At 57.9% G+C, this 22,095-nt stretch carries 22 protein-coding genes; 13 read left to right on the top strand and 9 right to left on the bottom strand.

Annotated elements, in window-relative coordinates:
- The first annotated feature begins 171 nt into the window (after positions 1 to 171).
- The 4 genes from JOE33_RS21440 to JOE33_RS21455 all read left to right on the top strand — a co-directional run bounded on the left by JOE33_RS21440 (position 172) and on the right by JOE33_RS21455 (position 4,775).
- Entirely contained in the window at positions 172 to 1,152 is a 981-nt protein-coding gene (locus JOE33_RS21440) for an SDR family oxidoreductase (RefSeq protein ID WP_122590411.1), read from the top strand.
- Positions 1,145 to 2,155 carry a glycosyltransferase family 4 protein gene (locus JOE33_RS21445; protein WP_122578679.1) on the top strand — a complete coding sequence of 337 codons (1,011 nt, stop codon included), beginning with the start codon at positions 1,145 to 1,147 and terminating at the stop codon, positions 2,153 to 2,155. The genes JOE33_RS21440 and JOE33_RS21445 overlap by 8 nt, the downstream gene beginning before the upstream one ends.
- Positions 2,156 to 2,258: 103 nt before the next feature.
- Entirely contained in the window at positions 2,259 to 4,253 is a 1,995-nt protein-coding gene (locus tag JOE33_RS21450) for a nucleoside-diphosphate sugar epimerase/dehydratase (RefSeq protein WP_025991003.1), read from the top strand.
- A 159-nt stretch (positions 4,254 to 4,412) separates the two neighbouring features.
- The gene (locus tag JOE33_RS21455) at positions 4,413 to 4,775 is read left to right on the top strand and encodes a helix-hairpin-helix domain-containing protein (RefSeq protein WP_122578677.1); all 363 of its coding nucleotides are present in this window, start codon (positions 4,413 to 4,415) and stop codon (positions 4,773 to 4,775) included.
- Between the two features lie 101 nt (positions 4,776 to 4,876).
- On the opposite strand, the gene JOE33_RS21460 is transcribed toward JOE33_RS21455, so the two are convergent.
- Positions 4,877 to 5,446, bottom strand: a complete 570-nt coding sequence (locus JOE33_RS21460) for a TetR/AcrR family transcriptional regulator (RefSeq protein WP_010433648.1) — start codon at positions 5,444 to 5,446, stop codon at positions 4,877 to 4,879.
- A gap of 120 nt (positions 5,447 to 5,566) precedes the next feature.
- Positions 5,567 to 6,358: a TlpA disulfide reductase family protein gene (locus tag JOE33_RS21465; protein WP_122694960.1), complete on the bottom strand. Its 792-nt coding sequence runs from the start codon at positions 6,356 to 6,358 to the stop codon at positions 5,567 to 5,569.
- A gap of 414 nt (positions 6,359 to 6,772) precedes the next feature.
- On the opposite strand from JOE33_RS21465, the gene JOE33_RS21470 reads away from it, so the two are divergent.
- The gene (locus JOE33_RS21470) at positions 6,773 to 8,050 is read left to right on the top strand and encodes an aromatic amino acid transport family protein (RefSeq protein ID WP_122694961.1); all 1,278 of its coding nucleotides are present in this window, start codon (positions 6,773 to 6,775) and stop codon (positions 8,048 to 8,050) included.
- Positions 8,051 to 8,122: 72 nt separating this feature from the next.
- Here the strand turns inward: JOE33_RS21470 and JOE33_RS21475 are convergent, their stop codons facing one another.
- The 3 genes from JOE33_RS21475 to JOE33_RS21485 all read right to left on the bottom strand — a co-directional run bounded on the left by JOE33_RS21475 (position 8,123) and on the right by JOE33_RS21485 (position 9,337).
- A complete protein-coding gene (locus tag JOE33_RS21475) occupies positions 8,123 to 8,329 on the bottom strand; it encodes a hypothetical protein (RefSeq protein WP_002554553.1) in 207 nt (68 codons plus the stop codon).
- A gap of 123 nt (positions 8,330 to 8,452) precedes the next feature.
- The gene (locus tag JOE33_RS21480; protein ID WP_010433657.1) at positions 8,453 to 8,935 is read right to left on the bottom strand and encodes an elongation factor GreAB; all 483 of its coding nucleotides are present in this window, start codon (positions 8,933 to 8,935) and stop codon (positions 8,453 to 8,455) included.
- Between the two features lie 3 nt (positions 8,936 to 8,938).
- On the bottom strand, positions 8,939 to 9,337 hold the full coding sequence (locus JOE33_RS21485; RefSeq protein WP_010433661.1) for a hypothetical protein: 399 nt from the start codon (positions 9,335 to 9,337) through the stop codon (positions 8,939 to 8,941).
- A gap of 266 nt (positions 9,338 to 9,603) precedes the next feature.
- On the opposite strand from JOE33_RS21485, the gene JOE33_RS21490 reads away from it, so the two are divergent.
- From JOE33_RS21490 to JOE33_RS21505, 4 genes are all read left to right on the top strand, one after another.
- A complete protein-coding gene (locus JOE33_RS21490) occupies positions 9,604 to 11,013 on the top strand; it encodes an AAA family ATPase (RefSeq protein WP_010433664.1) in 1,410 nt (469 codons plus the stop codon).
- Positions 11,014 to 11,015: 2 nt separating this feature from the next.
- Positions 11,016 to 12,344, top strand: a complete 1,329-nt coding sequence (locus JOE33_RS21495; RefSeq protein WP_122694963.1) for a hypothetical protein — start codon at positions 11,016 to 11,018, stop codon at positions 12,342 to 12,344.
- A gap of 145 nt (positions 12,345 to 12,489) precedes the next feature.
- Positions 12,490 to 13,626 (top strand): elongation factor P maturation arginine rhamnosyltransferase EarP, encoded by a 1,137-nt coding sequence (gene earP, locus JOE33_RS21500; RefSeq protein ID WP_122529964.1) that lies wholly within the window; start codon positions 12,490 to 12,492, stop codon positions 13,624 to 13,626.
- A gap of 99 nt (positions 13,627 to 13,725) precedes the next feature.
- Positions 13,726 to 14,295, top strand: coding sequence for an elongation factor P (locus JOE33_RS21505; RefSeq protein ID WP_003373297.1), 570 nt, complete (start codon positions 13,726 to 13,728; stop codon positions 14,293 to 14,295).
- 102 nt (positions 14,296 to 14,397) lie between these two features.
- On the opposite strand, the gene JOE33_RS21510 is transcribed toward JOE33_RS21505, so the two are convergent.
- Both JOE33_RS21510 and JOE33_RS21515 read right to left on the bottom strand, forming a co-directional pair.
- The gene (locus JOE33_RS21510; RefSeq protein ID WP_032612183.1) at positions 14,398 to 14,817 is read right to left on the bottom strand and encodes an organic hydroperoxide resistance protein; all 420 of its coding nucleotides are present in this window, start codon (positions 14,815 to 14,817) and stop codon (positions 14,398 to 14,400) included.
- A 228-nt stretch (positions 14,818 to 15,045) separates the two neighbouring features.
- A complete protein-coding gene (locus JOE33_RS21515; RefSeq protein WP_010433678.1) occupies positions 15,046 to 15,519 on the bottom strand; it encodes a MarR family transcriptional regulator in 474 nt (157 codons plus the stop codon).
- A gap of 188 nt (positions 15,520 to 15,707) precedes the next feature.
- Here JOE33_RS21515 and JOE33_RS21520 point away from each other — a divergent pair, with 188 nt between their 5' ends.
- Entirely contained in the window at positions 15,708 to 16,454 is a 747-nt protein-coding gene (locus JOE33_RS21520) for a sulfite exporter TauE/SafE family protein (protein ID WP_054993559.1), read from the top strand.
- On the opposite strand, the gene JOE33_RS21525 is transcribed toward JOE33_RS21520, so the two are convergent.
- Positions 16,444 to 17,298: a LysR family transcriptional regulator gene (locus JOE33_RS21525; RefSeq protein ID WP_010433683.1), complete on the bottom strand. Its 855-nt coding sequence runs from the start codon at positions 17,296 to 17,298 to the stop codon at positions 16,444 to 16,446. The genes JOE33_RS21520 and JOE33_RS21525 overlap by 11 nt on opposite strands.
- 97 nt (positions 17,299 to 17,395) lie before the next feature.
- Here JOE33_RS21525 and JOE33_RS21530 point away from each other — a divergent pair, with 97 nt between their 5' ends.
- Complete coding sequence (locus JOE33_RS21530) at positions 17,396 to 17,626, top strand: DUF1127 domain-containing protein (RefSeq protein ID WP_162235662.1); 231 nt, start codon at positions 17,396 to 17,398, stop codon at positions 17,624 to 17,626.
- Positions 17,627 to 17,644: 18 nt separating this feature from the next.
- Here the strand turns inward: JOE33_RS21530 and JOE33_RS21535 are convergent, their stop codons facing one another.
- Positions 17,645 to 18,991, bottom strand: coding sequence for a 3-deoxy-7-phosphoheptulonate synthase class II (locus JOE33_RS21535; protein ID WP_003418074.1), 1,347 nt, complete (start codon positions 18,989 to 18,991; stop codon positions 17,645 to 17,647).
- Between the two features lie 169 nt (positions 18,992 to 19,160).
- Between JOE33_RS21535 and JOE33_RS21540 the strand changes: the two genes are divergently transcribed.
- Entirely contained in the window at positions 19,161 to 19,922 is a 762-nt protein-coding gene (locus tag JOE33_RS21540) for a spermidine synthase (protein WP_010433691.1), read from the top strand.
- Positions 19,923 to 20,342: 420 nt separating this feature from the next.
- Complete coding sequence (locus tag JOE33_RS21550; protein ID WP_172452258.1) at positions 20,343 to 22,049, top strand: DEAD/DEAH box helicase; 1,707 nt, start codon at positions 20,343 to 20,345, stop codon at positions 22,047 to 22,049.
- The last annotated feature ends 46 nt before the right edge of the window (positions 22,050 to 22,095 follow it).

A 22,095-nucleotide genomic window follows, 5' to 3' on the forward strand; every position in this document is an offset into this window, starting at 1 on the left:
GAATCACCTCCGACCGCGTTGAACACTGGCAAGGTATTGATGGCTGTAAGTCCGGTGCAATAACGGAAAAGAGCGCGGTCATGGCAAAGTTATAAAATGGATTGAAGATATTTCAGTTGTCAAAAAGCGTTACATAAGTAATATTTGGTCAATTTTGAAGGGCGTACTTGCATGAGCGGTGATGTTGCATTGGTTGCAATAACAGGTGCGACAGGTTTCGTGGGCAGTGCTGTGGTTCGCCGGCTGATTGAACGCACAGGCTGTACGTTGAGGGTTGCGGTCCGCGGCGCCTATGCTGCCTGCAATCCGCGCATCGATGTTGTCAGTGCGCAATCGCTGGCCCCGGATAATCAATGGGCAAGCTTTGTAACCGGCGCGGCTGTGGTGATTCACTGTGCTGCGCGGGTTCATGTGCTCAATGAGACCGCTGACGCACCGGATCAGGAATACTTTCGCGCCAATGTCACCGCAACACTTAATCTGGCAGAGCAGGCCGCAGCGGCAGGGGTCAGGCGCTTCATTTTTATCAGCTCCATCAAGGCCAATGGCGAGTCTACGCTTCCGGGTGCACCATTCAAGGCCAGCGACCCGTGCAAGCCGCTGGATTCTTATGGCGTGTCGAAGCACAGGGCTGAAGAGGGCTTGCGCGAGTTGGCTGCCCGTACCGGCATGCAGGTGGTGATCATTCGTCCGGTGCTGGTCTACGGTCCGGGGGTCAAGGCCAACTTCAGAAACATGATGCGTTGGCTGGACAAGGGGCTGCCGTTGCCGCTTGGGTCCATCAATAATCGCAGAAGCCTGGTGGCGGTTGATAATCTGGCAGACCTGGTCACGGTCTGTGTCGATCATCCCGCCGCAGCTGACCAAACGTTTCTGGTCAGTGACGGGGACGATCTGTCCACCTCCAGGCTGCTGCGCGAAATGGGCAAGGCCCTCGGCAAACCTGCCCGACTGCTGCCGGTGCCGGCCGTGCTGTTGAAGGCGGCTGCAGCAGTGTTGGGCAAGAAAGCTTTTTCGCAACGGCTATGCAACTCGCTGCAGGTCGATATCAGTAAAACCTGTACGATGCTGGACTGGCACCCACCTGTGAGTATTGAACACGCCATGCAGGACACCGCTCGATATTATCTGGAACACGACAAGCATGATTGAGTGGTTGTCGGTAATCGCTATTGCCTTTCTGTCTCTGATTCTGACGGCGCTGCTGCGAAAGTATGCGCTTGCCAAAAGTCTGATCGACATTCCCAACGCCCGAAGCTCACATTCCATACCCACGCCCAGGGGCGGTGGTGTTGCGATCGTCATCACCTTCATCATGGCGATGGCGGTCCTGGGGTGGGCCGGTTATCTGCCTTCCTCTGCGTTTGTCGCAATTGTCGGATCGGGAGGTCTGGTGGCTGTGATCGGTTTCATGGACGATCACGGGCATATCGCCGCACGATGGCGCCTGCTGGGGCATTTTGCTGCGGCTGCATGGGCCTTGTTCTGGCTGGACGGACTTGCTCCGCTCGACGTCATGGGCTGGACGTTCGACGCGGGCCCGCTCTGGCAGGTACTCGCGGCGTTCTATCTGGTGTGGATGCTGAACCTCTATAACTTCATGGACGGAATCGACGGTATCGCCGGTATCGAGGCGGTTACTGTATGCCTGGGCATGAGCATTACCTACGCGCTGGGCGGCCACGCCGGGCTGTCCTGGGAGGTACTCATGCTGGCTGCTGCCGCAGCGGGTTTCCTCTACTGGAACTTCCCTCCGGCGAAGATATTCATGGGCGATGCGGGCAGCGGTTTCCTCGGAATAGTGCTCGGCGTGCTATCCATTCAGGGTTCCTGGGCCTCACCTCAGTTATTCTGGTGCTGGTTGATTCTGCTGGGTGTGTTTGTTGTCGACGCGACCGTCACCCTTGTGCGACGTCTGTTACGCAGAGAAAGGCTCTACGAGGCGCATCGCAGCCACGCGTACCAGTTTGCGTCGCGTCATTACGGCAGGCATTTGCCGGTTACGCTTGCAGTGGGACTGATCAATCTTGTCTGGTTGCTGCCCATTGCACTATGGGTTGCGCTGGGCGATGGAGAAGGGCTTATATGGGCGGTAATTGCGTACTGCCCGCTGATTCTGCTGGCGCTAAGGTTTAGCGCCGGCAAGGCGGAATAAGGTAACGAAGTGTTATTCCGGTTGTCTCAGACAGTAATTGTTTCACAGGTACCGATTTCAAGTCATGTTGCAACCGGTAGCATAACGGAGCACTAAAAAATTGATGAGCAGGTTGCGAGCCAGACTACTGGCTCTACCACGTCGCAAAAAACGAATAATTCAGGTGGCTGCCGACGTCCTTTTGGTCTGGCTGGCCCTGTGGATGGCGTTTGTCGTACGACTGGGTATCGATGAGCTGATCAATCCCCTCGAGAAGCACACGTGGCTGTTCATCAGTGCGCCCGTTGCGGCTATCCCGCTGTTCATCCGGTTCGGCATGTATCGCGCAGTGATGCGCTACTTCGGCAATGACGCGCTGATCGCCATCATCAAGGCTGTCACGATGTCGTCGTTGATCCTTGGTTGCATGGTCTACGTTTACAGTAACCACCAGCAATTGGTCCCGCGTTCGGTGATCTTCAATTACTGGTGGCTGAGCATGGTCATGATCGGCGGTCTGCGACTGGCCATGCGGCAGTATTTTCTTGGCGACTGGTTCGCTGCGGCGCAGCACGTGCCTTTCGCCAAGAGCGACAACGGTTTGCAGAAGGTCGCCATTTACGGCGCTGGTGCAGCGGGAAACCAGTTGGTCGCCGCATTGCGCATGGGCCGTCTGATGCATCCGGTGGCATTCATTGACGATGATGAATCGATTTCCAACCGGGTCATTTCCGGCCTTCAGGTTTACAAACCGCGAAACATCCAGCGAATGATAGATTCCACGGGGGCTCAGGAAATCCTCCTGGCAATCCCGTCTTCGTCGCGTGGGCGTCGTCGGGAAATTCTCGGTTTTCTGGAAGGCTTTCCGCTGCACGTACGAAGCGTTCCGGGCTTCATGGATCTGGCCGCTGGCAGGGTCAAGGTCGATGACCTTCAGGAAGTCGACATCGCAGACCTTCTGGGGCGCGATGCAGTCCCGGCACGCGATAACCTGCTCGAGCACTGCATCAAGGGCAAAACTGTGCTGGTGACCGGCGCAGGCGGCTCGATCGGTTCCGAGCTGTGCCGACAGATACTGCTGCTCAAACCTACCCAGTTGCTGTTGCTGGACCATAGTGAATTCAATCTCTACAGCATTCTCTCGGAGCTTGAACAGCGCTCGGCTCGCGAGTCACTCTCGGTGAAATTGCTGCCCATACTCGGTTCCGTACGCAATCACCCCAAACTGCTGTCGATCATGAAAACCTGGAAGGTCGACACGGTCTATCACGCTGCGGCCTACAAGCATGTGCCCATGGTCGAGCACAATATTGCCGAAGGCGTCATCAACAATGTCGTGGGCACGCTCAATACCGCTCAGGCAGCGTTGCAGGCAGGGGTATCCAACTTTGTCCTGATCTCTACAGACAAGGCGGTCCGCCCGACCAATGTGATGGGCAGCACCAAACGCCTTGCCGAATTGATATTGCAGGCACTGAGCCGCGAAACCGCGCCAGTGATCTTCGGTGACAAGGCCAACGTCTATCAGGTCAACAAGACCCGCTTTACCATGGTTCGCTTTGGTAACGTGCTTGGATCGTCCGGTTCGGTGATCCCGCTGTTCCACAAGCAGATCCAGTCAGGCGGGCCGCTGACAGTGACGCATCCCAAGATCACCCGTTACTTCATGACTATCCCAGAGGCTGCTCAGCTGGTCATTCAGGCGGGCTCCATGGGGCATGGCGGCGATGTCTTCGTTCTAGATATGGGAGAGCCGGTCAAGATTGTCGAACTGGCCGAGAAGATGATCCACCTGTCGGGTCTGGCCATTCGCTCGGAGAAAAATCCACACGGTGACATTTCCATCGAGTTCACCGGCTTGCGTCCTGGCGAAAAGCTCTATGAAGAACTGTTGATCGGAGACAACGTAGTTGCCACCGAGCACCCGATGATCATGAGCGCAAACGAAGATTGCCTGCCGTGGGATGTATTGAAAGTCCGCCTGACAAAACTGCTGGATGCGGTCGACCAAGACGATTACAACAGCGTGCGCCAGTTGCTGCGCGAAACGGTAAATGGTTATACGCCAGAGGGTGAAATCGTTGACTGGATGTATCAGGAGCGCAGCGGCGAAACGTGATTCCACAAGCATTTTCGGGTGTGTAGGCAGAGGTAGAAATACGCTGAACGATCTGGCAACAGGCAGCAACGCTCGGCTGCTTCTCCAGGAGGGGACGCTGGTCTAAGTTTCAGGCACAGCATGTGGAATGCTGCCTTGAACTGCTATGGAGCTTTATCTATGCGAACCCCTATCTTCAGTGCCTTGATCTTTGCCTTGCTCACCACTGCCTCGGTGGCGGTCAACGCCGCCCCTGCGTCCCAGCCCGCCATATCAGAGCCTGCGGTGTCCCCTGCGCCGACGATGCAGGACAAAACGTCCACTACTGCGGATGAACAACGCAAGGACAGGGTCAATCTCAATACCGCCGATGCCCAGACACTGCAGAAAGAACTGGCGGGAATCGGGAAGAACAAGGCTGATGCAATCGTGGCTTACCGGGAAGCCAACGGCGACTTCACATCGATTGATGAGCTGATCGAGGTCAAGGGGATCGGCAAGGCCATTCTGGACAGGAATCGCGAAAAACTTGCAATTGACTGACAAGGGTTTCACTCATTAAACACACAGGCCGATCATTGATCGGCCTGTGCGTTTATAAACCTTCGCCGAGAGCTGGCCTCGGGAAAGCGAGTTCTCAATGGTCAGTTGGTGCTCTTTTTTATCTCCTGTTTGAGATAGTCGCGGGTCGTTTCCAGAATGCGCTGTGACAGCTCCTCGTCAAAAGCGCTGCGGGCGAGTGCCAGGCCACCTACTAGTGCGGACAGCACCGGCAGGCTTTTGGACTCCAGACCCTTTTCCGCAAGGGTCTTGTCGAACAGTTCCAGGAGGTGAAGGATGATTTTATCCGTCGTCATGCTGGGCTGATCGCGCTGGCCCAGTTCCAGGCACATTGTCGGTAACGGGCATCCGCCGTCTTCCGCGTCGCGGCTGGATATCGATAGGTAGAGATCAATGAATTCACTGAGCGAGTCCTGCCTGGCGAAAACGTCGCTGGTGATTCCTTTTACATTGTCGAGGGCGTGACTCAATGCCTGTTCAACAAGATCATCCTTGGATTTGAAATGCGCGTAGAAACCGCCATGGGTCAAGCCAAGTGCCTTCATCAAAGGTTGCAAGCCCGTAGCACCAATGCCGTCGCGACGGAAGCGCATGGACGCTTCCTTGACAATGCGTTGGTGCGTTTGGGCCTTATGATCGAGCGCGTAACGCATGCGCTGAGTCTCCAGAGAGGGCCAATGTGTCAGCGCATTTATACATGGATAGGTGAAACGATGCAGCAGGCTTTCGCTCACTATGAGAACTTCAGCTCAATAAGACAGGTGAATACCTGCCTATTTATCCAGGTAATGAGTGAGGCTGGCTCTGGACAATTCACCCAGATGACTGACGGTCAGCCGTCCGTCCGGCGAATAGAAGAGGGTTGTGGGCAGCGCCACTGAACCGACCTTTCGGGCGAATTCGCCGTCCGGATCCAGAAAACTGTTGCTCAGCACCAGTTGCTGTTTCGACAGGTAGTCGCTGACGGTTCCGGCGCTTTCGGCCTGATTGACGAACAGAAAAGTAATGTCCTTGCGTTCCAGCTGCATATCGCGCAGCACTGGCATTTCGCGACGACATGGAGGGCACCAGGTCGCCCAAATGTTGATGACCACTGGTTTGCCCCGATAGTCGGAGATCCTGACCGGCTCTCCAGTCAGCGTCTGAAGTGTTGTATCAGGCAATGAAATGCGCTGTTGATAGTTGTCCAGAATCAAACCGCCCGCCACCCAGATGGCCAGTCCGATGCTCAGCCCGAACGTCAGGGCACGACGCTGTTCGGGACGACGCCAGCCGATGATCAAGCCGCCCAGCAGGGCGCAGATAACCCCGGGCCAGACCAGAAAACCGCCATCACGGATATCCAGTGCCTTCCAGGGGGAGTCGCTGTACTGCGCGAAATAGGTCAGGACGAACGCGATACGTGCGGTGGCGATACCCAGAATGAAGAGCCCGAATACGGCGGTCTTTTCGGCCCGGGTGTGCCGGACAAGCCGGGCCTCTACCAACGTGGCCGTTATCAAGGCGCCCAGTAGCAACAGATGGGATATTGCGAGAGCGAACGGTCCGGCGTTGATGCTCAACATCGTTTTTGGTCCTTGAAAGGCTTTTTACCGGGATCGCATTCAGTTGCAGGTGCACGTGTCTGCCTGGCAACGATCCATTTCGTACTGTAAAGGCGCGGCATGGTATCGCCGCTGCCTCTTCAGTGAAAACGCGGAACTGTTCCCGAATGTTAAGCAGCATGGGCAACCGGTATTGGCTCGCGGTCAGTCAAACCGCACTTTCATCGACAAGAGGTCGATCGTCCTCCAGCCCTTTGTGCAAAAGGCGTGCACTCGAATGCCAGCATGCTGTGGAAAAAACTATTGTCCTACAAGGCTTTGACTTCTGGCGTCAATCCCGGAGAATCTCGCCCGCTGTTTTCGAGGGGGCGCTGAACTGCCGGTTTTTTCGAGGCGTTTCCCTTTTTGATAAACCGGCCACGGAGAGTCGACCGGATGAATGATCAGGCTAATGGCGTCGTAGAACGTCTGGATGTAGCTCCCGAGAGCATCGCCTCGTGGAATCGCAATGACACCACCTGGATGCTCGGATTGTTCGGTACCGCCATCGGTGCGGGTACCCTGTTTTTGCCAATCAACGCAGGTATCGGTGGTTTCTGGCCATTGATGGCGCTGGCACTGCTGGCGTTTCCCATGACGTTTTACGCCCACCGCGGATTGACGCGTTTCGTGCTGTCAGGACGTGAAGGTGCCGACATCACCGATGTGGTCGAAGAGCATTTCGGCAAGAGCGCCGGCGCGATGATCACCTTGCTGTATTTCTTCGCAATCTTTCCGATCCTGCTGATCTATAGCGTGGCCCTCACCAACACGGTAGGCAGTTTTCTCGAGCACCAGATGCACATCACGCCGCCACCACGCGCCGCATTGGCGTTAGTGCTGATCATGGGCCTGCTGGCCGTGGTGCGTTGCGGCGAGCGGTTCATCGTCAAGGCCATGAGCCTGATGGTTTACCCGTTCATCGTCGCACTGTTGTTTCTGGCGATATTCCTCATCCCGCACTGGACCGGCGGCATTCTGAGCACTGCCACGACGTTCCCTGAGCTGTCGGCGTTCATACCTACGCTGTGGCTGGCCATTCCGGTGATGGTGTTCTCTTTCAACCACACGCCGATCATCTCGGCCTTTGCCGTTGATCAGAAGCGCCAGTATGGCGAAAACGCCGAAGTGCGCAGTTCGCAGATTCTGGCCCGCGCCCACGGTCTGATGGTCGTGATGGTGCTGTTCTTCGTGTTCAGTTGCGTGTTGACACTGTCGCCTGCCCAACTGGCCGAGGCCAAGGCGCAGAACATCTCGATCCTGTCCTACCTGGCCAATCACTTCAATAACCCGACCATCGCCTTTGTCGCACCGCTGATTGCGTTCGTGGCTATTTCTAAGTCGTTTCTCGGCCACTACATCGGTGCAAGCGAGGGCTTGAAAGGCCTGGTTCTGAAAGCGGGTCGTCGTCCTGCGCCCAAGGCGCTTGACCGCATGACAGCAGCGTTCATGCTGGTGGTGTGCTGGCTGGTTGCAACGCTTAACCCAAGCATCCTGGGCATGATCGAAACCCTGGGCGGGCCGGTGATTTCGGCTTTGCTGTTCCTGATGCCGATGTACGCCATTCACAAAGTACCGGCCATGCGTAAATACGCTGGCGCCTGGTCCAACTACTTTGTGGTTGCCGCCGGTGTGGTAGCGATTTCAGCACTGATCTTTTCGCTGACCCGCTAAATCGGGCAGGCGAGATATCGAGGTCTGCGCCGATCCAACGGCGCAGACTGCGATCAGGTTATGCGATCGTGATCAATCCACCGGCTCGGGATACAACGGCCTGGACAAGTGCATGATGCTCGCATAGTCGTAAACGTACTGCCGTCCCGCATGGCTGGTCGAACGCAGTTGGTCGATCAGTTGTCGTTCTTTCTTGTTCAAGTATCTCAACGCCGGATCTTGGCTGGACTTCAGGCGATCACGTTCATGGGCGTCAGGGAATGCGATGACGTTCGTCATGAAAAATCTCCTTGGGTTTTAGTCCTTGTTTGCTTTGATGTTGCCCCGGTTGCGGTGGTTATGGCGACGGCTCACCTTACCCACAAAAACTTGATGCGATCAACCCTGCAGATGCCGGGTGTGTCACAACGTCTGTGTTATCTCGTAGGATTGTCCGCTGCCGTTGATGACAATCTGTACAGCATCGTCTTCGAATTTGCCCAGTAGGCTCTGCCCGAGCGGGGCCCTGGCAGTAATGACGGTGACCAGTCGATTCCCTTCACTGACCTTCAGGCCGGCAGCATCGGGGCCAAGGAACAGACAGTGCGTCTGCCCGCCGGCATCCTCGACAACCACCAGATCACCGGTCTGAATACCGCGTGATTCATCGAATGGCTTGAGCGGCCATTTCCGATAAAGCGCCAGCGACTGCCGAATCTCCTCGACGCGCCGAGCCTGGCCGGCGGCCAGGTAAGACGCTTCCAGTCCCAGCGTGTCGTACTTGTTCTCGGCGATATTCTCTTCGTGGGTGGCCGTTTCGTAGGCGGTCTGCGCCGCTCGTTCTGCGATGTCCAGATCGATTTTCAGTTTCTCGACGATCAGTTGCAGTACATCCCGTTTGTTCATGGTTTATCCGCAGTACTGATAGATGCTGGCACGGCTTTTCTCACTCGGCGCGGTGCGATCCTGCTGCATCCAGAAATCACACTTCGAACGGTTGAAGGTGCGCTGTTGTTGCTCCTGAGCCTGTTCGCGTGCCTGACGAGCCTCGCTTTCACGCAGGCTTTGCTCATATTTGCGAAACATCTCGGTCTCCGGCGCAGAGGGGGAGGCAGCTTTTTGCGCGGGAGGGGCGGTCAGCTGGGCGGCTGCATTGTCCAGCGCCTGGGTCTGGGCCGGTGGCAGGCTTTTGTAATACAGCAAGCCGGTCAGAAACACGGCCAGAGCGCCCAGCCAGATGCCGAGGGCAATGCACACGATCAATTTCAACGACACGTACAGGTCGCGACGGCGGGTAGGGAATGACATGACTTACTCCTTGCAGGGCAACGGTGCTTGCAGTCTGGTATGAACACTGCACAGCGACCGGATCCTTCTGATGTCGACGGGTATGCGGATTGCTTTAAGCCAATTGGCCTGGCAGTCATGCAGGAACTGCCAGGCGATTCAAACTATTCATCTTTGATGTTACTTTGCGCTGGGTTTGCATGGCTGGCAACGCCGATGATACGAGGCAGCCTCATGGTCGAGGCGTTGTTTCAGCATAGACATTCGCTCAAGGAGAGAGATCGTTCATGGTTGAGCACCAATTGATTTTGTTCGGCCCGCCGGGCACCAGCAAGAGTCACCGGGCACGAGCGGAAAAAGCCCTGGCACTTGGCGTGGACAAGCCGCGTATTGTACCGGTTACCTTTCATCCTGATTACAGCTATGGCGAGTTCGTCGCGCGGCTGCTGCCCAGAACACTGGGTGGGCAAATCGAGTATCACGTCCAGTCAGGCCCCTTCATTCGGGCGCTTGCAATGGCTTTTGGTTACCAGCTTGGTGAGTCTTCCGACGGTGAGGTGAAAAACGTCGTGCTGTTGCTGGATGAAATCAACCGGGGCAACTGCGCGGAAATATTCGGTGATGTCTTTCAACTGCTGGACCGTGACGAATCGGGTTGGTCAAGTTACGAAATCAGTGTTTCCGAGCTTGTACTTACTGCGCTGGAGACCGAGCTGGAACTTGTGCTTGGTCATCCCGGGCCTTTTCCGGAACTGACCGAAAGGCTCAAGCAGTGCCTGAAGAGTCGTCAGATATGCCTGCCGCCCAACCTGCACATGATCGGCACCATGAACACCAGTGACGAGTCCATATTCTTCATGGATTCGGCGTTCAAACGGCGTTGGCATTTCGAGTTCTGCGCCGAAGGTTTCCTTCAGGTACCGGCCGAGCAGCGCGATGCCCTTATGCCGTGGCGTCCGAACCTGACCTGGCAGTCGTTTGTGACGGCCTTGAACCAGTTCATCCGTGAGCGATGCACCGCCCCCAGGCTTGATGACAAACTGGTCGGTCCCTGGTTCATCAAGGCCCGCTGTCAGGTCGACAAGCAGACATTGCCGCAAGCCTATCCCAAGCACCTGGCTGCGCTGGAGGCCAGTGCCAGCAAGTTTGGTGATCTGGTCAGTGGTGTGCCGGAGAGCAGGACGTTCGATGAACAACTCAAGGCGTTGGCTGAAGAACTGTCTGACCTTGATAAAAAAAGGCTACTTGAACATGGCGGTTATGACGAAAGCGCCCAGCTCAAGTTCACCAAGGTTCGTTCCAATCCTGGCCTTGCCAATCATTATTACTGCTCCAGGCGCAGCCGCAAGAAGTTCAAGTCCGATGACACTGGCCTGATCATTGAGGATTACCTCGAGACGCTGTCTGTCTTTGAGGTGCACAGGTTCTCTTATCACATTGATCGCGCCGACATTGTCGGCAAGTTGTTCTTCTATTTGTGGGACAACGTTTTCGATCGGGACAAGTCGCCCCTGTGTACCCTGCTGGGTCTGGATCTCCAGAAGCTGCGTACTTTCGGCCAGTTCGCAGACCAGGCTGAACGCTTTGTCGAGTGCTTGTGCCCTGAGACGATGGAGACTGCTGCATCGCCAGTCCTGCCTGCCGAGAACACGACCAGCGCTCCCGAGACGGAAAATGTCGCAGCCGAAGAGGTCTGAAGATGCGGCTCGACGAGATCGAACGGGTCGAAAGCGGTAATGAGGTCGGGCTTGTACGCAATCCCGATGGTCGTTACCTGCTGAAAGTGCCTTACGGTATGGCGGCGATGGACAGCCGAGAGGCTTTATCGTTGCTCTACCGCTGTTTTGTGGTATTTCGTCGAACCCGGTACGAGCGCAATGCAATGTCTCCACGCGATGGCATGGAGGTTCGTGAGAAAGGCCGTACGAGGGACGGTGATGGCGTGGCGTTTTGTGATGCGCTTGGACTTGATGAGCTGTTCGATACGGCCGATCCACGCAGTCTGCTGTCGCTATTCGAGCGTAACTGCCGCACTGCCGAGGATCCGTATCGCCGCTTTGAGCGGCATCTGTACCGCGCGGTATTCGACCGGAACGGGGCGGCCCATCTTGACTGTGTCCGGGGCGTGCGCAAGACCGGGCAGTTTGGCAAGGCCGATATCGTCGGGCTGTATTGCTTTCTGGCTCTGGATTTCTACCGAGAGCTGCTCAAGGTCGATCCTGTTTGCGCGTGGGGCGGTTTTCTTGGCGAAGGGCTGGCGCTGGCAGAGGCGTTTCGTCACCGCTACCTGAGTGCCGAGGACTCGCTGTATCGGGGCGATGCCCGGTCACGCCAGCGAAGTCTGAGCCATCTGCGTCACCTGTTGCAGTGTATCGACCGATGCGCGTCGCCGCGTGACGCGCACTATCATCAGCTGCATGGCGCTCTGGAGTCTTACTTGAATGCCGGAAGTCAGATGGATGGCAATTGTGGTCTTGTATGGGGAGTCAATGAGTTCTGGGCGGTGTGGGAATCGATTTGCCTGTGCCATGCCCTGAGTGAAAAGGACGGTGGCGAGAATCGCTTCGAGACCTGTGACGACAAGCACCTGCCACATGGCCTGTCCAGTCACGCGTCGCAGTCTCGCTGGAGCAGGCAGCGGCGAAAACTGTTCGCCCGCAACCACATCGAGCGACGTCCCGATCTGGTGACCCGGGACGGCAATGTGTGGACGGTCGTGGACTTCAAGTATTACGCGCAGCCATCGCTCGTCCGACCCAAGTGGGCCGAGGATACCGTCATTGCAAAAGAGGAGCGTGACTTCCTGAACATGGAGGCCTATGGATTGCTGCTCTATAACCATCTTTCCAGAGAGGGGCCGGGTGAGCCTGAGGTGAAGTTGGAAATGTGGCTGCCGGGCGAGCGCGCACAGTGTATCGAGCCTGCGGGTGAGCCAGCATGGAGCCCACCCCTTGCTCTGCGCTCACTGCCCACCATTGACTTGATCAAGGCGTACGCCGACCGCTATCAGCGTTCCATCCTGGTCTGAAAAGCCCGGATATCAAACGTGCTCTACCTCCAAGACAGGGCTCAGGTTCGGTGCGTACCGGGTCATGGCTGTCGCGAGGGTAGTGACAATGTGCCGTTCTGAACGACAATCAGCGTTTTTTGCCATCCAGCCTCAGGGAGCCAGGATGAAAGCCTCGTGGGACATTTTTTGCAGCGTAGTCGACAACTACGGTGATGCGGGCGTGACCTGGCGTCTGGCGCGCCAGCTGGTTGCCGAGCATGGCCTGCAGGTGCGTCTATGGATCGATGATCTGTCGGCCTTCGTTCGCTTGTGCCCTGGTGCCGAACCCCTGGCCCGGCAGCAATGGCAAGAGGGCGTAAGCGTTTGCCAGTGGCCGACCGAATGGGTGAACACCGATATTCCTGATGTAGTCATCGAAGCCTTCGCCTGTCGCCTGCCGACGGGCTACACCGAAGCGATGCTGCAGCGTTCGCCCAGGCCGCTATGGCTGAATCTCGATTACCTCAGCGCCGAAGACTGGGTGTCGGGCTGCCACGGCCTGCCTTCGCCACAGTCGAACGGTTTGAAGAAGTTCTTTTTCTTCCCGGGTTTTTCCGCGGCCACGGGTGGTTTGCTGCGCGAAACGAGCCTGATCGAGCAGCGTCATGCGTTCCAGCGTGACATAGTCGCGAGACAAGACTTCCTGAAGGGATTGGGTATCGAAGCGTTGCCCGATGCACGGCTGATCTCGGTATTCGCCTATGAAAATCCCGCGCTCGGCAGTTGGCTCGATGCCTTGGCCAGCGATAGCCGGCCGACGCATCTTCTAGTGCCGGAGGGACGCATCCTCGGCGACCTGCAGCGCTGGCTGGGTATCGACGATCCGCTGCGCGCCGGGCTCATTCAGGTACGCGCAGGGCTGACGGTTCAGGTCCTGCCGTTCATCCGTCAGGAGCTTTACGACCAACTGCTCTGGAGCTGCGATTTCAACATCGTACGCGGCGAGGACTCGTTCGTGCGTGCGCAGTGGGCGGGGCAGCCGATGCTCTGGCACATCTACCAGCAGGAAGACGACGCGCATCTGCCCAAGCTCGACGCGTTTTTAAAGCTCTATCTCGCGGGTCTTACCCCGGCGGCCGCTCAGGCGGTGAATCAGTTCTGGCAGCGCTGGAATGTCGGTGGCGACCTTGGCGAGTGCTGGGCGGCGCTGGCCGAACACTGGCCGCAGATCGAGCGACATGCCGAACGCTGGTGCCAGCAACAAGCCGCACAGACTGATCTTGCCACGGCGCTGGTGCAGTTTTATGTAAATTCGCTATGATACGCGGCCTTGATACAAGGCTCTGTACGAAAAAGGCCTGCGCAGGTTGTTTCTCGTACAGAGCCTTTGGTTAATTCCATCCAAATTCGGATATATGCAATGAAAACTGGTAAAGAGCTGAAACCCGGTACCGTGATCCGTCTCGAAAACGATCCTTGGCTGGTTCAGAAAGCTGAGTTCACCAAATCCGGTCGTAACAGCGCGATCATGAAGACCAAGCTGAAAAACCTGCTGACCGGTTACAAGACCGAGATCGTTTACAGCGCTGACGACAAGCTGGACGACGTGATCCTGGATCGCAAGGAAGCCACCCTGTCTTTCATCAGCGGTGACACCTACACGTTCATGGACACCACTGACTACACCATGTACGAGTTGAACGCCGAAGACATCGAAAGCGTTCTGCCTTTCGTTGAAGAAGGCATGACCGACGTCTGCGAAGCCGTGTTCTTCGACGAGCGCCTGGTTTCCGTAGAGTTGCCGACCACGATCGTGCGTCAGGTTGACTACACCGAAGGCTCCGCTCGTGGCGACACGTCGGGCAAGGTCATGAAGCCTGCTAAACTGAAAAACGGCACCGAGCTGAGCGTTGCTGACTTCATCGAAATCGGCGACATGATCGAGATCGATACCCGTGAAGGCGGTTCCTACAAAGGCCGTGCGAAGTAAGCACGGTTTTGTAACCCCGTTACGCAAGAAACCCGCATCGCTGCGGGTTTTTTTGTGCCTGAGATTCTTGCCGCACAGCCGTTACTCAGGCGTCGGACAGGATCAGACTGTTACATGCAGGCGCACATCGACGTTACCGCGAGTGGCGTTGGAGTAGGGGCATACCACGTGCGCAGCATCGACCAGTTGCTGGGCTTCGGCTTGTTCCAGGCCTGGCAGGCTGACATGCAGATCGATGTCCAGACCGAAACCCCCCGGAATCTGGCCGATGCCTACGTGGGCGGTGATCGAGGTGTCTGCCGGAATGCTGCGTTTGCTCTGGCCGGCCACGAACTTCAATGCACCGATGAAGCAGGCCGAATAACCGGCAGCGAACAGCTGCTCAGGGTTAGTCGCTGCACCGCCAGCACCGCCGAGTTCTTTCGGGGTCGCCAGCTTGACGTCGAGAATCTTGTCGTTGGAGACAGCACGACCATCACGGCCGCCGGTGGCGGTTGCAACTGCGGTGTAAAGAGTGTCCATGATCTTTCCTCGTTCGATAAAGGTTTGATTGCGCAAAATACTTGCGCGCTAACTAATCGCAGGGCAAAGGTAGTCCAAGGATAGTTTGCGCGCAAGTTAATTTTTCAGAAAAGTGCGAGGCCTGTCGTTGGCGGGCAGGGCCACCGCTCTGGAAAGCCTGCCAGGCCTCACGCACGGTAGGTCGTGCATGACGAGGACAGGTCTGCCGGACTTGGGGGAGGGCTTGTCCTAGAGGCTATGGTGCAGATGCTCGCGCAGCTCCAGCAACTGGGCTTGCAGGTCGCGAAGCTTTTCCATGGTCAGTCCGCTCGACGAGAGAACACAGCCAGGTACGGTCAAGGCCTTTTGCTGCAATTCGCGGCCCTGTGCGGTCAGGTGAAGCAACACCACCCGCTCGTCTTCCTTGCTGCGCGTACGGCTGATGAAGCCCTCACCTTCAAGGCGTTTGAGCAGAGGCGTCAATGAGCCAGGATCGGTGAGCAGGCGGGTGCTGACGTCTCCCACGGTAAGCCCGTCCCGTTCCCACAGCACCATCATCGCCAGGTACTGCGGATAGGTCAGCCCGAGCGCCTGCAACAGCGGCTTGTAAACCTTGGTCATCATCAACGAGGTGGAATACAGAGCGAAACACAATTGGTTATCCAGCAGCAGCGAATCGCAATCGGCAGGTGCGGAGCGGGTCGGGCTTTCGTCGGCACTCATATCAGGTCCTCAAACTCAGTCGAATGAGTTTAACTTAGTGTTGCACTCTTTAATGCGCCAGATAATTTCGTTCATGCGCGCTCAAAGCGCTGGCATCGTGCGTGATGCGCGAAAAAAACCGCGTCATCGGGTGTCGGTCCAGAGCAGGACTGCGTAGCATTTGGCCATTGACCGGGTGGGGACGCAGTGTGATTGAAATTGTGATGTTTGTGTTGCTGGGTGCAGCGATGGGCACCCTGGGAGGGTTGTTCGGTATCGGTGGTGGTCTTGTGGCAATTCCCGCCCTCGGGGTGCTGTTCGGTCTTGATCAGCAACTCGCTCAAGGGACCGCGTTGTTGATGGTCCTGCCCAATGTGCTGCTTGCCTTGTGGCGTTACAACCAGCGCAACCGGATTCTGTTGCGTAATGCGCTGATGCTGATCATCCCCAGTTTCATTTTTGCCTGGCTGACCTCGCTGCTCGCGGTCCGCGTCGACCCGCAAGCTATGCGCCTGGGCTTTGTCGGCTTTCTGGTGGTGCTCACCGTGTTCAATGTCGCGCAGATGTATTGGCGCAGCAAGCAGGCTGCTGCCGGGTTGCGTCATGAAAAGTGGCTATGGCTGCTGGGCGTCGGATCCGGCGTGACGGGTGGTCTGTTTGGGGTCGGCGGCGGTGTAGTGGCAACGCCGATCCTTACCAGTTTTTTCGGCACGAGCCAGGTCGTGGCCCAGGGGCTGGCGCTATCCCTGGCGGCGCCGAGCACCGGTATCACGCTGGTCACTTACGCACTGCACGATCACGTCAACTGGTCGATGGGTATTCCGCTGGCCATCGGCGGCCTGGCCAGCATCAGCTGGGGCGTGAAGCTGGCGCATTCGTTGCCTGAGCGAACCCTGCGCTTGATGTTCTGCGTGTTTCTGGTGCTCTGTGCGGTCATTCTCGCGCTCAAGGTTTGAAGCCGGCGATGATGTAATCGGCCATGCATTCGGTAATGGGCGAGGGGGTTTCAGGGTTGCGCAGCAAGACGATGCTGGCGGTCGGCAACTGTGGCAATTGTTCCGCCTCGCCGAGGATGCGCAAGTCCGCTGTGGCCAGACTCTGGAACTGTGCGGTGACAGCCAGTCCCGCACTGACCACTGCGGTGATCGCCGCCATGCTTGAGCTGCTGTAGGCGATGCGGTAATCGCGCCCCACGCTGTCCAGCGCATTGCAGGCCCAGTCACGACAGAAGCAGTGTGTGTTGAACATCGCCAGCGGCATGGGCGTTTGCTCATGCGGGGCAAAGCCGATGGCCTCCATCCACATCAGGCGTTCCTGACGCAATAGTGTGCCGATCTCGGTGCCGGGCTTGCGCGTGACAATGGTCAGATCAAGGTCGTGACGTTGCAGCAGAAGGTCCGATGGCTCGCAATGCACTTCCACCTGAACCAGCGGATAGGCCTGCGCGAACTGCGCCAGAATGCCGGGCAAAAAGCGCATCACGTAGTCGTCCGGCGAGCCGATTTTTACTACGCCGATCATGTGCGGCTCGCGCAAGGTATTGAATACCTCGCTATGCAGCTTGAGGATCCGCCGCGCATAGCCGAGCAGTACCTGACCCTCTGCAGTCAGGTTCAGCACCCGGCCTTCACGCTGAAACAGTGGGCGCTGCACGACATCTTCCTCCAGACGCTTCATCTGCATGCTGACCGCCGACTGCGTGCGATTGACGGCTTCGCCTGCGCGGGTAAAGCCGCCGTGATCGGCAATGGCCACGAAGGTGCGCAGCAGTTCGGTGTCAATGCTCGGGTAGGTGGCCAATACATCAATCTCCCAGATGGAACGCATAAGGAACATTCGTTGGATTGATCCTACGCCCGGCGCGAGACTTCAGTCATCCCACACGGAGGGCTAGGTGATGAAAGGTCAGAAACAATGCGTATTGATGGAAGAGGCTGATGGGTGTTCGCAGTCGGGCACGCTGTTCACAGCGCTGAGGTGTCATCTGCAGCGCTGGCTGGAGCTGCATCGGCAGCGCCACTTGCTGGCACAGATGAGTGACGGAACACTTAAGGACCTTGGCTTGAGCCGTGCCGACATTCAGCAGGAAGCCGAGCGCCCATTCTGGGACGACCCGCTCAAGCGCTGAGCGGGCAGTTTTTCCGGTTTAGCGCCTGACCTGCTTGAGGGTCTCGGCAATCAGGAAGGCCAGTTCCAGTGACTGATCGGCGTTCATGCGCGGGTCGCAATGAGTGTGATAGCGATCCGAAAGGCCGTCTTCAGTGATCGGGCGGGCACCACCGATGCATTCGGTGACGTTCTGTCCGGTCATTTCGATATGGATGCCGCCCGCGTAAGTGCCCTCGGCCTGGTGCACCTGAAAGAACTGCTTCACTTCGCCAAGGATCTGCGCGAAATCGCGGGTCTTGTAGCCGCTGCTTGCCTTGATCGTGTTGCCGTGCATAGGGTCAGAGCTCCACAGCACCTTGCGGCCTTCGCGCTCGACGGCGCGGATCAGTTGTGGCAAGTGATCACCTACCTTGTTGGCGCCCATGCGCGCGATCAGGTTCAGGCGTCCCGGGTCGTTATCCGGGTTGAGGATATCGATCAGGCGAATCAGGTCGTCGGTGTTCATGCTCGGGCCGACCTTGACGCCGATCGGGTTGTTGACCCCGCGCAGGAACTCGACATGCGCGCCATCCAGCTGGCGGGTACGGTCGCCGATCCACAGCATGTGCGCCGAGCAATCGTAGTAATCGTTAGTCAGGCTGTCGCGTCGTACGAAAGCTTCTTCGTAATTGAGCAGCAGCGCTTCGTGGGCGGTGAAGAAGCTGGTTTCGCGCAATTGCGGCGAGCTGTCCATGCCGCAGGCGCGCATGAACGCCAGGGTTTCATCGATACGCCCGGCAAGCTGGCTGTACTTTTCGGCCAGCGCCGAGTTGGCGATGAAGTCCAGGTTCCATTTGTGGACTTGATGCAGATCGGCGAACCCGCCCTGAGCGAAAGCACGCAGCAGGTTCAGAGTGGCGGTGGACTGGTTATAGGCCTGCAGCAGGCGCTCGGGGTCCGGCACGCGGCTCTTCTCGTCGAACCCGATGCCGTTGACGATATCGCCGCGGTACGCCGGGAGCGTTACGCCATCGATGATTTCATCGTTGGCCGAGCGTGGCTTGGCAAATTGCCCGGCCATGCGGCCGACTTTCACCACCGGGCAGCCGGCGGCAAACGTCATCACGATTGCCATCTGCAGCAGGACCTTGAACGTATCGCGAATCTTGGCGGCGGAAAACTCCATGAAGCTTTCCGCGCAGTCGCCGCCCTGCAGCAAGAACGCACGCCCTTGGGTCACTTCGGCAAACTGACGGCGCAACTCACGTGCTTCGCCGGCGAACACCAGCGGCGGATAACTGGCCAGCGTCTGTTCGACCCTGTGCAGGTGCTCGGCATCAGGGTAGTGAGGTTGCTGCTGAATCGGCAGTGCCCGCCAGCTGTCGGGGCTCCAGGGTTGGCTCATTATTGGCTCTAGAGTTGTGCAATCGGATCGGCATGTTAGCAGTTCGTCGTTGCTCTGCCAGTCTGGTGCGGACCATTCGAGCGGCGCCGCACGCCACAACGTGTGACAAAGCCGAGCGCTTGCCCGACAATTCGTATTTTGCGCTCAGCGCAGACAACCAGGAACGGTGATGACGGAAGAGCGTGAGCGCGTAGAGCGGATCCTGGCCGAGGTCCACGACGACTTCGGCATGATTCGCGTGCTGGAAGTGGAGGACTATCGCTTTCTGGAGTTTGGCGATGCCATCGAGCAAAGCTGCACCTTTACAGCCGATCCGAGCTGGCTGGAGTACGACTACACCCGAGCGATGCTGATCGGCGCGCTGTGTCATGACGCGCCGGAAAGCGCGCTGTTTCTGGGGCTGGGAGCCGGCACGCTGACCCAGGCCTGCATGAAGTTCCTGCCACTCGAGGACGTGGAAGTCATCGAGCTGCGCCCGGATGTGCCGCGTCTGGCCATGGAGTTCATGGGGCTCGATGACGATCCGCGTCTGTATATCCGCATCGGTGATGCGCTGGACCTGCTGGACAGCGCCGAGCCTGCCGACCTGATCTTTGTCGACCTTTACACCGATGTCGGTCCGGGCGTCGGGCACCTGGCCTGGAATTTCCTGCAGAGCTGTCAGCAGCGGCTGAATCCGGGCGGCTGGCTGATCATCAATCAGTGGGCCACCGACGACGGCAAGCCGCTGGGCGCGGCGCTGTTGCGTGGCCTGTATCACCGTCACTATTGGGAGCTGCCGGTGAAGGAGGGCAATGTCATCCTGCTCGTGCCGGCCGACCTGGATCAGACGCTGGATATCGACGCGTTACGCGGGCGAGCCGAGGCACTTGCACCGGATCTGGGTTACTCGCTGGCATCGCTGATCGGGGCTATTCGTCCCGCGACCTGAGCTGACGACAGGTGAGTCGATTGTGCTGAAAACAGGGTGGGACAATTCGCCACACCTCGAAGGCCGTGATACCAGTCATACGCAGGAATAGATTAAACGTTTAAGCGGCAATGCCCGCAATCCCGGGCCCGCGCCCTGATCAGACGGCCTTCTGCCCGCACTCAGGGCCTGCCGCCGCTCAAAAATGGCGCAACGTTTCGTAAAAAAAGACTCACTAAGGTGCGTATTTCCGGTATAGTGCGCGCCGGCCTTAACACGGCCCTCGTCAAGGTATTGCAGTTCCCCGAAGCCAGCTTCGGTTGCTTGTTCGCACAACGGACTAGCCTGGACGATCCATTCATCAAACGTTTTCGCAAATCCCCGCCGACAAAGCAGCCAGGGTGACCTCAAGGTCGTACACGGCACGCGCAGCTTTGAAGCATGGGTCTTTGCGGATGCACTAGAGGCAGACCCATGACCCAGGAAATCGGCGGCTTCGCCGCTCTCGAACTTCATCCAAATATCGTTGCAGCAGTCGTCGCCACTGGCTACGAAGAGCCTTCGGCCATTCAGCAGCAATCGATCCCGATTATTCTCGCCGGTCACGACATGATTGGTCAGGCGCAGACCGGTACGGGTAAAACCGCCGCGTTCGCACTGCCTATCCTGCATCGTATCGACCCGAGCAAGCGCGAGCCGCAAGCACTGATCCTGGCCCCGACCCGCGAACTGGCACTTCAGGTTGCCACCGCGTTCGAGACCTACGCAAAACAAATGCCGGGCGTAACCGTTGTAGCGGTCTACGGCGGCGCGCCTATGGGCCCTCAGCTCAAGGCTATCCGTAATGGCGCACAGATCGTCGTCGCTACCCCGGGCCGTCTCTGCGACCACCTGCGTCGTGACGAGAAAGTCCTGGCGACCGTGAACCATCTGGTTCTCGACGAAGCGGACGAAATGCTCAAGCTGGGCTTCATGGACGACCTCGAAGTCATCTTCAAGGCCATGCCTGAAACCCGCCAGACCGTACTGTTCTCGGCCACGCTGCCACAGTCGATCCGTGCCATCGCCGAACGCCATCTGCGCGATCCGAAGCACGTCAAGATCCAGACCAAGACCCAGACTGTCACCGCGATCGAGCAGGCTCACCTGCTGGTTCACGCTGACCAGAAGACCTCGGCCGTACTCAGCCTGCTGGAAGTCGAAGACTTCGACGCCCTGATCATGTTCGTCCGCACCAAGCAGGCGACCCTGGATCTGGCCAGTGCCCTTGAAGCCAAAGGCTACAAGGCTGCCGCACTGAACGGCGACATCGCCCAGAACCAGCGCGAGCGCGTTATCGAATCCCTCAAGGATGGCCGTCTGGACATCGTTGTGGCGACTGACGTTGCTGCCCGTGGTCTTGACGTTCCGCGTATCACCCACGTATTCAACGTGGACATGCCTTACGACCCAGAGTCCTACGTTCACCGTATCGGCCGTACCGGTCGTGCCGGTCGCGAAGGTCGCGCACTGCTGCTGGTGACGCCTCGTGAGCGCCGCATGCTGCAAGTGATCGAGCGTGTTACCGGTCAGAAGGTTGCGGAAGTCCGCCTGCCGGATGCCCAGGCCGTTCTGGATGCGCGCATCAAGAAACTGACCAACAGCCTGTCGCCGCTGGTTGCCGATGCCGAATCGACTCACGGTGATCTGCTCGATCGTCTGACTGCCGACATCGGCTGCAGCCCTCGCGCTCTTGCCGCTGCACTGCTGCGCAAGGCTACCAACGGTCAGGCACTGACCCTGGCAGCCATCGAGCGCGAGCGTCCACTGGTTCCGAACAACGCCCCGCGCGGTGATCGTCCAGAGCGCAGCAGCGACCGTGGTGATCGTCCTGAGCGTGAGCGTCGTGCGCCGGTTCCATTGGCTGAAGGCCGTGCTCGTTGCCGTACCGCGCTGGGTGCGCGTGATGGTATCGCTGCCAAGAACCTGCTGGGTGCCATCCTCAACGAAGGCGGCCTGGCCCGCGAAGCGATCGGCCGTATCCAGGTTCGTGACAGCTTCAGCCTGGTCGAACTGCCGGAAGATGGTCTTGAGCGTCTGCTGACCAAGCTCAAGGACACCCGCGTTGCTGGCAAGCAGCTCAAGCTGCGTCGCTATCGCGAAGACTGATCTGCTCCTGAGCTGATCGGCCCATAAAAAATCCCCGACTGGTTCG

It is taken from the genome of Pseudomonas sp. PvP027, assembly GCF_017833005.1.
GTDB lineage: Bacteria > Pseudomonadota > Gammaproteobacteria > Pseudomonadales > Pseudomonadaceae > Aquipseudomonas > Aquipseudomonas congelans.